Origin of the sequence: Bacillus sp. PS217 (assembly GCF_037963535.1) — a bacterium.
GTDB classification, from domain to species: domain Bacteria; phylum Bacillota; class Bacilli; order Bacillales; family Bacillaceae; genus Bacillus; species Bacillus subtilis.
In genome coordinates this window covers 2,806,088-2,818,716 of record NZ_CP150157.1, presented here as the reverse complement: position 1 = coordinate 2,818,716, position 12,629 = coordinate 2,806,088, and the positions used below count along the sequence as shown (strand labels likewise).

The following is a 12,629-nucleotide window of genomic DNA, read 5'->3' as shown; positions in this document are numbered from 1 at the left end:
CCTGCACTTATCTATCCTTATAAAGCCGTCTCACAATTTCTTCCTCATAAACACACTGTTTGGATCTTCACCGTAGTCTGCAAACGGTTCACAATACTGGAAACCGAAGCTTTCATACAATTTTCTTGCCGGCTCAAATGAAGCCATTGAACCCGTTTCTAAGCTTAACCGCTCATAGCCTCGCTTCTCGGCTTCTTCAATGATATGCTGGAGAACTTGTTTGGCAACGCCTTTTCTTAAATGTGATGCAGCTGTTCGCATTGATTTGATTTCTCCGTGCCGGCTGTCTAGTTCTTTTAGCGCTCCGCAGCCAGCTAGTTCATCACCCTCCCATGCACTCCAAAATGTTATTCCAGGGCCTCTTAGTTTCTCTAAACCTAAGGCATGGATGCTTTCCGGCGGGGACATAAGCGTCATGCTATGTAAATGCTCATTCACCAGTGAAACCACCTGATGACCAGTTAAATCATCTAGTTTTATATACATTTTATTCCTCCTCAAACATTCATCTTAATCATATTCGATCCTGTTTCCAACTATAAAGACAGATAATCTGACAGTATTGAAGCCTTTTTGGAATGTATGAGTTGCAAAAGATCTTGAAAGCAAAAAAGAGGCCGAAATCGTTGTTCGGCCCTTGAGATTTTCTTTAATATCTAAAGCCTCCGTGTACGCCTGGCGCCCCGCTGAATCCGCCGGCATGTATCGCTGGAGCACTTAAGCTGCCGCCATGGCCGCTAAAGCCTGCACCTGAAAATTGCTGTCCGTAAAATCCTGAAGCGTATGGGAATGAGGAGTACATTCCAGAGGGAGTGGTTAACGGGCTGTATGCCTGACTGAACGGCTGTCCGTATCCGTAGCCTCCAAATGGCTGCTGGCTTTGCTGGTAAAAGGGAGGGACAGCAGGATAGTACTGCTGCGGAAAGTTGGGGAAGCTTGGAAAGCCCGCAGGAAATCCTTGCATGTCTGCAAATGATTTATTCATCGTATCACCTTTTCTTTGCAAGATATCATTAATGTATGCCGAGGGAACAAGAGAAGTGCCTATCCGAAATTGAAATGGATTGCAAGATGATCTGTCAGACTCAATCCATATACGAACCATATCGTGTTATAAAATCTTACATGTTTATATAAAATTAAATAATTCTGGTTTATTCTTGATAGATTAATAAAAAAATTATAAAAACTTTTAACATTTGCAATTCCTTTTGTACCAATAATGAAAGCGTATACAATATAGTTTGATTAATCGAAATTGTCTAATAATTTTAAAAAATGCTGTTGACACTGCGTCCAAAGCGGCGTAATATGAGTTCAACAAAAGATAAACGCAAGCTTCACAAGCGAAAATCATCGCAGTATGATTCTAAAAAAGTGAAAAACAAACGACCTTCTTGAACAGCTGGAAAGCCGTTCCGAAGGCTGAATATGAAAAGCGCAGATGAGGATAAGTAGCCTTGAAAAAGCTTTCCACAGAGAACCGGGTTAGCTGAGAACCGGCGAAGCTTTACAAGGTGAACTCGCCTCAGAGTGCCAGTCTGAAATGACAGTAGGACTTGGCCGGGTGAACTTGATTCACTCGTTACTAAAGCGGATAGAAATATCCATGAGACGGCCGATTAACAGGCCGTAAACAAGGGTGGTACCGCGGAAAGAAAAGCCTTTTCGCCCCTTTTAGCTATCGCAGTTACTGCGCGGCTGATTGTGGGCGGAAGGGCTTTTTTTATTGAATAATCAGCTATATAGCTAATGAAAAGATGATCTTTAAAGGATGAAAATCCAAAAGGAGGAACTAAAATGGGGACTAATGTACAGGTGGATTCAGCATCTGCCGAATGTACACAGACGATGAGCGGAGCATTAATGCTGATTGAATCATTAAAAAAAGAGAAAGTAGAAATGATCTTCGGTTATCCGGGCGGGGCTGTGCTTCCGATTTACGATAAGCTATACAATTCAGGGTTGGTACATATCCTTCCCCGTCACGAACAAGGAGCAATTCATGCAGCGGAGGGATACGCAAGGGTCTCCGGAAAACCGGGTGTCGTCATTGCCACGTCAGGGCCGGGAGCGACAAACCTTGTTACAGGCCTTGCTGATGCCATGATTGATTCATTGCCGTTAGTCGTCTTTACAGGGCAGGTAGCAACCTCTGTAATCGGGAGCGATGCATTTCAGGAAGCAGACATTTTAGGGATTACGATGCCAGTAACAAAACACAGCTACCAGGTTCGCCAGCCGGAAGATCTGCCGCGCATCATTAAAGAAGCGTTCCATATTGCAACAACTGGAAGACCCGGACCTGTATTGATTGATATTCCGAAAGATGTAGCAACAATTGAAGGAGAATTCAGCTACGATCATGAGATGAATCTCCCGGGATACCAGCCGACAACAGAGCCGAATTATTTGCAGATCCGCAAGCTTGTGGAAGCCGTGAGCAGTGCGAAAAAACCGGTGATCCTGGCGGGTGCGGGCGTACTGCACGGAAAAGCGTCAGAAGAATTAAAAAATTATGCTGAACAGCAGCAAATCCCTGTGGTACACACCCTTTTGGGGCTCGGAGGCTTCCCGGCTGACCATCCGCTTTTCCTGGGGATGGCGGGAATGCACGGTACTTATACAGCCAATATGGCCCTTCATGAATGTGATCTATTAATCAGTATCGGCGCCCGTTTTGATGACCGTGTCACAGGAAACCTGAAACACTTTGCCAGAAACGCAAAGATTGCTCACATCGATATTGATCCAGCTGAAATCGGAAAAATCATGAAAACACAGATTCCTGTAGTCGGAGACAGCAAAATTGTCCTGCAGGAGCTGATCAAACAAGACGGCAAACAAAGCGATTCAAGCGAATGGAAAAAACAGCTCGCCGAATGGAAAGAAGAGTATCCGCTCTGGTATGTAGATAATGAAGAAGAAGGTTTTAAACCTCAGAAATTGATTGAATATATTCATCAATTTACAAAAGGAGAGGCCATTGTCGCAACGGATGTAGGCCAGCATCAAATGTGGTCAGCGCAATTTTATCCGTTCCAAAAAGCAGATAAATGGGTCACGTCAGGCGGACTTGGAACGATGGGATTCGGTCTTCCGGCGGCGATCGGCGCACAGCTGGCCGAAAAAGATGCTACTGTTGTCGCGGTTGTCGGAGACGGCGGATTCCAAATGACGCTTCAAGAACTCGATGTTATTCGCGAATTAAATCTTCCGGTCAAGGTAGTGATTTTAAATAACGCTTGTCTCGGAATGGTCAGACAGTGGCAGGAAATTTTCTATGAAGAACGTTATTCAGAATCTAAATTCGCTTCTCAGCCTGACTTCGTCAAATTGTCCGAAGCATACGGCATTAAAGGCATCAGAATTTCATCAGAAGCGGAAGCAAAGGAAAAGCTGGAAGAGGCATTAACATCAAGAGAACCTGTTGTCATTGACGTGCGGGTTGCCAGCGAAGAAAAAGTATTCCCGATGGTGGCTCCGGGGAAAGGGCTGCATGAAATGGTGGGGGTGAAACCTTGAAAAGAATTATCACATTGACTGTGGTGAACCGCTCCGGGGTGTTAAACCGGATCACCGGTCTATTCACAAAAAGGCATTACAACATTGAAAGCATTACAGTTGGGCACACAGAAACAGCCGGCGTTTCCAGAATCACCTTCGTCGTTCACGTTGAAGGAGAAAATGATGTTGAACAGTTAACGAAACAGCTCAACAAACAGATTGATGTGCTGAAAGTCACAGACATCACAAATCAATCGATTGTCCAGAGGGAGCTGGCCTTAATCAAGGTTGTCTCCGCACCTTCAACGAGAACAGAGATTAATGGAATCATAGAACCGTTTAGAGCCTCTGTCGTTGATGTCAGCAGAGACAGCATCGTTGTTCAGGTGACGGGTGAATCTAACAAAATTGAAGCGCTTATTGAGTTATTAAAACCTTATGGCATTAAAGAAATCGCGAGAACAGGTACAACGGCTTTTGCGAGGGGAACCCAGCAAAAGGCGTCATCCAATAAAACAATATCTATTGTATAAAACATAACAAGGGAGAGATTAAAATGGTAAAAGTATATTATAACGGTGATATCAAAGAGAACGTATTGGCTGGAAAAACAGTAGCGGTTATCGGGTACGGTTCGCAAGGCCACGCACATGCCCTGAACCTTAAAGAAAGCGGAGTAGACGTGATCGTCGGTGTTAGACAAGGAAAATCTTTCACTCAAGCCCAAGAAGACGGACATAAAGTATTTTCAGTAAAAGAAGCGGCAGCCCAAGCCGAAATCATCATGGTTCTGCTTCCGGATGAGCAGCAGCAAAAAGTCTACGAAGCTGAAATCAAAGATGAATTGACAGCAGGAAAATCATTAGTATTCGCTCATGGATTTAACGTGCATTTCCATCAAATTGTTCCTCCAGCGGATGTAGATGTATTCTTAGTGGCCCCTAAAGGCCCGGGACACTTGGTAAGAAGAACATATGAGCAAGGAGCTGGCGTACCTGCATTGTTCGCAATCTATCAAGATGTGACTGGAGAAGCAAGAGACAAAGCCCTCGCTTATGCTAAAGGAATCGGCGGCGCAAGAGCGGGCGTATTAGAAACGACATTTAAAGAAGAAACAGAAACAGATTTGTTCGGTGAGCAAGCAGTTCTTTGCGGCGGATTAAGCGCGCTTGTCAAAGCCGGATTTGAAACCTTAACTGAAGCAGGTTATCAGCCTGAACTTGCATACTTCGAGTGTCTTCATGAGCTGAAATTAATCGTAGACCTTATGTACGAAGAAGGACTTGCAGGAATGAGATATTCAATCTCTGACACAGCACAGTGGGGAGATTTCGTATCAGGCCCTCGCGTTGTGGACGCTAAAGTAAAAGAATCTATGAAAGAAGTATTAAAAGATATCCAAAACGGTACATTCGCAAAAGAGTGGATCGTCGAAAACCAAGTAAACCGTCCTCGTTTCAACGCTATCAATGCAAGCGAGAACGAACATCAAATCGAAGTAGTGGGAAGAAAGCTTCGTGAAATGATGCCGTTTGTGAAACAAGGCAAGAAGAAGGAAGCGGTGGTCTCCGTTGCGCAAAATTAATTTTTTCGATACGACGCTTCGTGATGGTGAACAGTCCCCTGGAGTGAACTTGAATACACAGGAGAAACTTGCCATAGCTAAGCAGCTCGAAAGACTCGGGGCAGACATCATTGAAGCGGGATTTCCCGCTTCGTCCCGAGGTGACTTTTTAGCTGTTCAGGAAATCGCAAGAACCATTAAAAATTGTTCAGTAACTGGTCTGGCCCGTTGTGTAAAAGGTGATATTGATGCTGCTTGGGAAGCGTTAAAGGATGGCGCTCAACCAAGAATTCATGTATTTATCGCCACATCGGACATTCATTTGAAGCACAAGCTGAAAATGACACGTGAACAAGTCATTGAAAGAGCAGTTGGAATGGTGAAATACGCAAAAGAACGTTTTCCGATTGTGCAATGGTCAGCTGAAGATGCCTGCCGCACTGAACTGCCGTTTCTAGCAGAAATCGTCGAGAAAGTGATTGACGCAGGCGCCAGTGTTATCAATCTTCCGGACACTGTCGGCTACCTGGCCCCGGCGGAATACGGAAATATCTTTAAATATATGAAAGAAAACGTTCCGAACATTCACAAAGCAAAGCTTTCAGCCCACTGTCATGATGATTTGGGAATGGCAGTCGCAAACTCTCTTGCTGCGATTGAAAATGGCGCTGATCAAATCGAATGCGCTGTGAACGGGATCGGTGAAAGAGCCGGAAACGCGGCATTAGAGGAAATTGCCGTAGCCCTCCATACCAGAAAAGATTTCTACCAAGTCGAAACAGGTATTACGCTGAACGAGATTAAGAGAACAAGTGATTTAGTAAGCAAACTGACAGGCATGGCTGTCCCGCGCAACAAAGCGGTTGTTGGAGATAATGCATTTGCTCATGAATCAGGCATCCATCAGGACGGCTTTTTAAAGGAAAAATCGACTTATGAAATTATTTCACCGGAGCTTGTCGGCGTAACCGCAGATGCGCTTGTCCTAGGTAAACATTCCGGACGCCACGCATTTAAAGACCGGCTGACTGCTTTAGGATTCCAATTTGACAGTGAAGAGATTAATAAATTCTTTACGATGTTCAAAGAGTTGACTGAGAAGAAAAAAGAAATCACTGATGAGGATCTTGTTTCTCTTATTTTAGAAGAAAAAGTAACAGATCGCAAGATTGGGTATGAATTTCTTTCTCTGCAAGTACATTACGGAACAAGTCAGGTCCCTACGGCTACTCTATCTTTGAAAAATCAAGAAAACGCACAGCTTATTCAGGAAGCTGCAACTGGAGCTGGAAGCGTGGAAGCAATCTACAATACGCTTGAGCGCTGCATCGATAAGGATGTGGAGCTCTTAGACTACCGCATTCAGTCTAATAGAAAAGGCGAAGATGCATTTGCCCAGGTGTATGTAAGAGTTTTGGTGAACGGAAAAGAATCAGCAGGGCGGGGCATAGCGCAAGACGTATTAGAAGCATCAGCGAAAGCCTATTTGAACGCAGTAAACCGTCAATTGGTTTTCCAGTCGAATATGAGCGGATTGAAAAACCACACAGCTGTCGGATCATAAAAGAAAGGAGAACGGTTAACTTGAAGAAACGTATTGCTCTATTGCCCGGAGACGGGATCGGCCCTGAAGTATTAGAATCAGCGACAGACGTACTGAAAAGTGTTGCCGAACGCTTTAACCATGAATTTGAATTTGAATATGGCCTGATTGGAGGGGCGGCTATTGATGAACATCATAACCCCCTCCCGGAGGAAACCGTTGCTGCTTGTAAAAATGCAGACGCGATATTGCTTGGTGCTGTCGGCGGACCGAAATGGGATCAAAATCCTTCGGAACTGAGACCGGAAAAAGGGCTGCTCAGCATCAGAAAACAGCTTGATTTGTTTGCGAATTTGCGGCCTGTGAAGGTATTTGAAAGCCTTTCTGACGCTTCGCCTTTGAAAAAAGAATATATAGATAATGTTGATTTCGTTATCGTTCGTGAGCTCACAGGCGGCTTGTATTTCGGCCAGCCGAGCAAACGTTATGTAAACACTGAAGGTGAGCAGGAAGCAGTAGATACACTGTTTTATAAGCGAACGGAAATTGAACGAGTGATCAGAGAGGGCTTCAAAATGGCGGCAGCCAGAAAAGGCAAAGTGACCTCTGTAGATAAAGCGAATGTTCTTGAATCAAGCCGGCTGTGGCGTGAAGTGGCTGAGGACGTTGCACAAGAGTTTCCTGATGTGAAGCTTGAGCACATGCTTGTGGATAACGCGGCCATGCAGCTAATTTATGCACCGAATCAATTTGATGTCGTGGTGACTGAAAATATGTTCGGTGATATTTTAAGCGATGAAGCGTCCATGCTTACAGGCTCGCTCGGAATGCTCCCGTCAGCCAGCCTATCAAGCTCTGGTCTTCATCTGTTTGAACCTGTTCATGGCTCCGCGCCTGATATTGCTGGTAAAGGGATGGCAAATCCGTTCGCAGCCATATTGTCAGCGGCAATGCTTTTGAGAACATCTTTCGGGCTTGAAGAGGAAGCGAAAGCTGTAGAAGATGCGGTAAACAAAGTCTTGGCTTCCGGAAAAAGAACAAGAGACTTGGCACGGGGTGAAGAGTTCAGCAGCACTCAGGCCATTACAGAGGAAGTTAAGGCAGCAATCATGAGTGAAAATACAATTTCTAATGTGTGACAGCTTACGTTAAGCGGTCTTAGCTCTAGGTAGAGGGAGGAAATAAAAGATGATGCCTCGAACAATCATCGAAAAGATTTGGGATCAGCATATTGTAAAACATGGTGAGGGAAAGCCGGATCTTCTCTATATTGATTTGCACCTCATTCATGAGGTGACGTCTCCTCAGGCATTTGAAGGCTTGAGACAAAAGGGAAGAAAGGTCAGAAGACCCCAAAACACATTTGCGACAATGGACCACAACATCCCGACTGTCAATCGTTTTGAGATAAAGGATGAAGTTGCGAAACGCCAGGTAACGGCGCTTGAAAGAAACTGTGAGGAATTTGGCGTGCGCCTTGCCGATCTTCACAGCGTGGATCAAGGGATTGTCCATGTCGTCGGCCCTGAACTGGGCTTAACGCTTCCAGGGAAAACGATTGTGTGCGGTGACAGTCATACATCAACACATGGCGCTTTCGGCGCTCTTGCATTTGGAATCGGGACGAGTGAAGTTGAACATGTCCTTTCCACACAGACACTTTGGCAGCAGCGCCCAAAAACACTTGAAGTGCGCGTAGATGGAACGTTGCAAAAAGGGGTAACGGCAAAGGATGTCATCCTTGCTGTCATCGGCAAATACGGTGTGAAATTCGGCACGGGCTACGTCATTGAATACACTGGGGAAGTATTCAGAAATATGACGATGGATGAACGAATGACTGTTTGTAACATGTCAATTGAAGCAGGAGCAAGAGCTGGTTTGATTGCACCTGACGAGGTGACGTTTGAATATTGCAAAAATCGCAAGTATACGCCAAAAGGCGAAGAATTTGACAAGGCCGTAGAGGAATGGAAGGCGCTGCGCACAGACCCGGGCGCTGTTTATGATAAATCTATCGTCCTTGACGGCAACAAAATTTCCCCTATGGTGACATGGGGCATTAACCCGGGAATGGTTCTTCCTGTCGATTCTGAAGTTCCTGCGCCGGAAAGCTTTTCTGCAGAAGATGATAAAAAAGAAGCGATTCGCGCTTATGAATATATGGGACTGACTCCTCATCAGAAAATTGAAGACATTAAAGTGGAGCACGTATTTATCGGTTCCTGCACGAATTCCCGCATGACTGACCTTCGACAGGCTGCTGATATGATCAAAGGGAAAAAGGTAGCTGACAGCGTAAGGGCCATCGTCGTGCCCGGATCCCAAAGCGTGAAGCTTCAGGCTGAAAAAGAAGGGCTTGACCAGATTTTCTTGGAAGCTGGATTTGAATGGAGAGAGTCAGGCTGCAGCATGTGTTTGAGTATGAATAATGATGTTGTTCCTGAGGGAGAGCGCTGTGCATCAACCTCTAACCGCAACTTTGAGGGCAGACAAGGAAAAGGTGCAAGAACACATCTCGTCAGCCCGGCAATGGCTGCGATGGCTGCCATTCACGGACACTTCGTTGATGTCAGAAAGTTTTATCAGGAAAAAACAGTTGTGTAAGGAGTGCGCGAGATGGAACCTTTGAAATCACATACGGGGAAAGCGGCCGTATTAAATCGGATCAATGTGGATACAGACCAGATTATTCCTAAGCAATTTTTGAAGAGGATTGAAAGAACAGGCTACGGGCGTTTTGCATTCTTTGACTGGAGATATGATGCGAATGGTGAACCGAACCCTGAATTTGAATTAAACCAGCCTGTTTATCAAGGAGCTTCCATTTTAATAGCAGGAGAAAACTTCGGCTGCGGGTCATCGCGTGAACACGCTCCGTGGGCACTTGATGATTATGGGTTTAAAATTATCATTGCGCCGTCATTTGCTGATATTTTTCATCAGAACTGCTTTAAAAACGGCATGCTTCCGATCCGCATGCCATATGACAATTGGAAACAGCTTGTCGGCCAGTATGAAAACAAGTCATTGCAAATGACTGTTGACCTTGAAAATCAGCTGATTCATGACAGTGAAGGCAATCAAATTTCATTTGAAGTTGACCCGCATTGGAAAGAGATGCTGATCAACGGATATGATGAAATTTCATTAACGCTGCTGCTGGAAGATGAAATCAAGCAATTTGAATCACAAAGAAGCTCTTGGCTTCAAGACTGAAAAAGCGGCCGGTATTTGTCCGGCGGCTTTTTTTGCCTGGTGAAACCTTTCATTTCTTGTGTTTGTTCACAGGTGTTGATACACTTGAACAAAATAAATGCCTGAAAGGAATATAGGTATGACGCATGACAAGAAAAACGCAAAAATTATTCCTTTTCCTCATCTGAAAGACCGCCTTGTGGAAAAAGGGATGTCATCACTCAAGGAAAAAAAGTATCAAGAAGCGCTTGAACTGTTTTCAGAAGCGATGAAATATGATGATACTGAATCCGATCTTCACTTAGGGATGGCCATCTGCTTTTTAGAGTTGGGCGAGCTGGAAGAGGCAGAAAGCGTGTGCGAGAAGATGCTCAAAGAAGGTTATGGCCATTATTTTACGGTTTTGCAGGTGTACATGACCATCTTAATTCAGCTCAAAAAGTACGAAGAAGTCAAAAGCACCATTGAAGCCGTTTTGGAAGAAAATCAGCTGCCGGCAGAAAGCGCCGAGCAATTTTATAAGCTGCTGGATTTCAGCCGGAAAATGACCGATCCGGATCGTGAGGACGAGGCTTGGGCCGAAGAATATGAGGATACAATTGACACCGAGAAAGTGCTGGCAAGCCCTGAGGAGCAAATGAATCTCATTCATTCCTTAAAAGACCGTAACGTAGCAAAGTATACAGGATTGCTCAAAACAATCCTCCAAGACCCCTCAGCCCATCCGATTATCAAAACGATGATTGTCATGCTGTTGGCTGAGCATGAGTACAGTAAACCTGTACACATTAGCAAATTTGGCGAGTCGTTGACAATTGAACCGTCTGAGATTGTTCCGCCTGATGCCGCCCCGATTCTGCACCGTGTTCTCAGGGTGCTGGATGAGACACTTGGAAATGAAAATCCAACCTTATATGCGGCAGTAGAAGAATTGTGGAGAAGACATTTGTACGTTTTATATCCGTTCCAGCCGAAATTGCTGTCGGCTGACCTTTGGGCGGCTGCCCTTCATAAAGTCGGTTACGAGATGCACGGGATTGAAATTGAAAGCGAAGAACTTCATATGATGTATGAATTTACCGACAGAGAACTCGATGAAGCTTGCACAATGTTAAAAGATATTGAAGAAATTTCTTATTTGTAAATCGCGCCATATAGTTGAAAGCGCTATGTGTTATGTTATAATATAGTGGTTGTATTTGTGTATAACGGGTTATAAGAAATACGGTTGGACAGGCTTTGCAGTTCATTATTAACATCTATACATAATGATTCTGATCTTTGGCAGCTTTGTTTTTGTTGGACGAAGCCGAATGATTGCTTTAGAATGGAAGACCGACACAACCTGAATAGATTTTTGGAGGGAAACACATGTCTGTAAAATGGGAAAAACAAGAAGGCAACGAAGGCGTTTTAACGGTTGAAGTTGATGCTGAAACGTTTAAAACAGCACTTGATGATGCATTTAAAAAAGTAGTAAAACAAGTTTCAATTCCTGGATTCCGTAAAGGTAAAATTCCTCGCGGATTATTCGAACAGCGCTTTGGCGTAGAAGCTCTTTACCAAGATGCTTTGGATATTCTTCTTCCTGTAGAATACCCTAAAGCGGTTGAAGAAGCTGGAATCGAGCCTGTAGACCGTCCTGAAATCGATGTTGAAAAAATCGAAAAAGGTGAAAGCTTAATCTTCACTGCGAAAGTAACAGTAAAACCTGAAGTGAAGCTTGGCGACTACAAAGGCTTAGGCATTGAAAAAGACGACACAACTGTAACTGACGAAGATGTTCAAAACGAACTAAAAGCGCTTCAAGAGCGTCAAGCTGAGCTTGTTGTAAAAGAAGAAGGCGCTGTTGAAGAAGGAAACACAGTTGTTCTTGATTTCGAAGGATTCGTTGACGGCGAAGCATTCGAAGGCGGAAAAGCTGAAAACTACTCTCTAGAAGTAGGTTCTGGTTCATTCATCCCTGGCTTCGAAGATCAATTAGTTGGTCTTGAAGCAGGCGCTGAAAAGGATGTTGAAGTGACATTCCCAGAAGAGTACCACGCTGAAGAGCTTGCAGGCAAACCAGCTGTGTTTAAAGTGAAAATTCACGAAATCAAAGCGAAAGAGCTTCCTGAGCTTGACGATGAATTCGCAAAAGATATCGATGAAGAAGTGGAAACACTTGCTGAATTAACTGAAAAAACAAAGAAACGTTTAGAAGAAGCAAAAGAAAACGAAGCTGACGCTAAATTGCGTGAAGAGCTTGTTCTGAAAGCTTCTGAAAATGCTGAAATCGATGTTCCGCAAGCAATGGTCGACACTGAGCTTGACCGCATGCTGAAAGAATTCGAACAGCGTCTGCAAATGCAAGGCATGAACCTTGAGCTTTACACTCAATTCTCAGGCCAAGATGAAGCTGCGCTTAAAGAGCAAATGAAAGAAGATGCTGAAAAACGCGTAAAATCTAACCTGACTCTTGAGGCGATTGCGAAAGCGGAAAACCTTGAAGTATCAGATGAGGAAGTTGATGCTGAGCTTACTAAAATGGCTGAAGCATACAACATGCCTGTTGAAAATATTAAACAAGCCATCGGTTCTACTGACGCGATGAAAGAAGATTTAAAAGTTCGCAAAGCAATTGATTTTCTTGTAGAAAACCGTTAATATGGTGCATAATAATAGTACTAATAAAACAGGGCGCGAATCATTCGTGCCTTGTTTTGTACAATTATGAGTTATCTCTTTTTCTTGGGGCAATATAGTTAATGCAGGGCTGTTTTTTGTCATACATATAGAATGTGCAAGTCAGAAACACATTGTTACCGTCTTTTTGGA

11 protein-coding genes and 1 other annotated feature are annotated in these 12,629 nt (G+C 44.1%); of the genes, 9 read left to right on the top strand and 2 right to left on the bottom strand.

Translation table 11 applies throughout. The features are described 5' to 3' along the window. Positions 1 to 30: 30 nt before the first annotated feature. Both NSQ83_RS14680 and cotQ read right to left on the bottom strand, forming a co-directional pair. The gene (locus NSQ83_RS14680; protein WP_198878586.1) at positions 31 to 486 is read right to left on the bottom strand and encodes a GNAT family N-acetyltransferase; all 456 of its coding nucleotides are present in this window, start codon (positions 484 to 486) and stop codon (positions 31 to 33) included. 163 nt (positions 487 to 649) lie between these two features. Next, entirely contained in the window at positions 650 to 985 is a 336-nt protein-coding gene (gene cotQ / locus NSQ83_RS14675) for an inner spore coat protein CotQ (RefSeq protein WP_004398743.1), read from the bottom strand. A 447-nt stretch (positions 986 to 1,432) separates the two neighbouring features. Next, positions 1,433 to 1,679: a binding site (T-box leader), on the top strand. 121 nt (positions 1,680 to 1,800) lie between these two features. Here cotQ and ilvB point away from each other — a divergent pair. The 9 genes from ilvB to tig all read left to right on the top strand — a co-directional run bounded on the left by ilvB (position 1,801) and on the right by tig (position 12,458). Further along, complete coding sequence (ilvB, locus tag NSQ83_RS14670) at positions 1,801 to 3,525, top strand: acetolactate synthase large subunit (RefSeq protein WP_029726372.1); 1,725 nt, start codon at positions 1,801 to 1,803, stop codon at positions 3,523 to 3,525. Next, on the top strand, positions 3,522 to 4,040 hold the full coding sequence (ilvN, locus tag NSQ83_RS14665; protein WP_004399096.1) for an acetolactate synthase small subunit: 519 nt from the start codon (positions 3,522 to 3,524) through the stop codon (positions 4,038 to 4,040). Before ilvB ends, ilvN begins: the two co-directional genes overlap by 4 nt. A 23-nt stretch (positions 4,041 to 4,063) precedes the next feature. Continuing rightward, positions 4,064 to 5,092, top strand: a complete 1,029-nt coding sequence (gene ilvC, locus NSQ83_RS14660; protein WP_003222549.1) for a ketol-acid reductoisomerase — start codon at positions 4,064 to 4,066, stop codon at positions 5,090 to 5,092. Then, a complete protein-coding gene (locus NSQ83_RS14655) occupies positions 5,079 to 6,635 on the top strand; it encodes a 2-isopropylmalate synthase (RefSeq protein ID WP_009967929.1) in 1,557 nt (518 codons plus the stop codon). The genes ilvC and NSQ83_RS14655 overlap by 14 nt, the downstream gene beginning before the upstream one ends. 20 nt (positions 6,636 to 6,655) lie before the next feature. Continuing rightward, the gene (gene leuB, locus NSQ83_RS14650) at positions 6,656 to 7,753 is read left to right on the top strand and encodes a 3-isopropylmalate dehydrogenase (RefSeq protein WP_015251530.1); all 1,098 of its coding nucleotides are present in this window, start codon (positions 6,656 to 6,658) and stop codon (positions 7,751 to 7,753) included. Between the two features lie 49 nt (positions 7,754 to 7,802). After that, a complete protein-coding gene (gene leuC, locus NSQ83_RS14645; protein WP_003229604.1) occupies positions 7,803 to 9,221 on the top strand; it encodes a 3-isopropylmalate dehydratase large subunit in 1,419 nt (472 codons plus the stop codon). Positions 9,222 to 9,233: 12 nt separating this feature from the next. Next, positions 9,234 to 9,833 (top strand): 3-isopropylmalate dehydratase small subunit, encoded by a 600-nt coding sequence (leuD, locus tag NSQ83_RS14640; RefSeq protein ID WP_038429409.1) that lies wholly within the window; start codon positions 9,234 to 9,236, stop codon positions 9,831 to 9,833. Positions 9,834 to 9,951: 118 nt separating this feature from the next. Then, positions 9,952 to 10,956, top strand: coding sequence for a DNA damage checkpoint antagonist DdcA (gene ddcA, locus NSQ83_RS14635; protein WP_003229609.1), 1,005 nt, complete (start codon positions 9,952 to 9,954; stop codon positions 10,954 to 10,956). Between the two features lie 227 nt (positions 10,957 to 11,183). Next, positions 11,184 to 12,458, top strand: a complete 1,275-nt coding sequence (gene tig, locus NSQ83_RS14630) for a trigger factor (protein ID WP_198878587.1) — start codon at positions 11,184 to 11,186, stop codon at positions 12,456 to 12,458. The last annotated feature ends 171 nt before the right edge of the window (positions 12,459 to 12,629 follow it).

Coding starts and splice junctions, on each gene's coding strand:
- NSQ83_RS14680 (WP_198878586.1), bottom strand. CDS start 486: ATGTATATAAAACTAGATGATTTAACTGGTCATCAGGTGGTTTCACTG.
- cotQ (WP_004398743.1), bottom strand. CDS start 985: ATGAATAAATCATTTGCAGACATGCAAGGATTTCCTGCGGGCTTTCCA.
- ilvB (WP_029726372.1), top strand. CDS start 1,801: ATGGGGACTAATGTACAGGTGGATTCAGCATCTGCCGAATGTACACAG.
- ilvC (WP_003222549.1), top strand. CDS start 4,064: ATGGTAAAAGTATATTATAACGGTGATATCAAAGAGAACGTATTGGCT.
- leuC (WP_003229604.1), top strand. CDS start 7,803: ATGATGCCTCGAACAATCATCGAAAAGATTTGGGATCAGCATATTGTA.
- leuD (WP_038429409.1), top strand. CDS start 9,234: ATGGAACCTTTGAAATCACATACGGGGAAAGCGGCCGTATTAAATCGG.
- ddcA (WP_003229609.1), top strand. CDS start 9,952: ATGACGCATGACAAGAAAAACGCAAAAATTATTCCTTTTCCTCATCTG.
- tig (WP_198878587.1), top strand. CDS start 11,184: ATGTCTGTAAAATGGGAAAAACAAGAAGGCAACGAAGGCGTTTTAACG.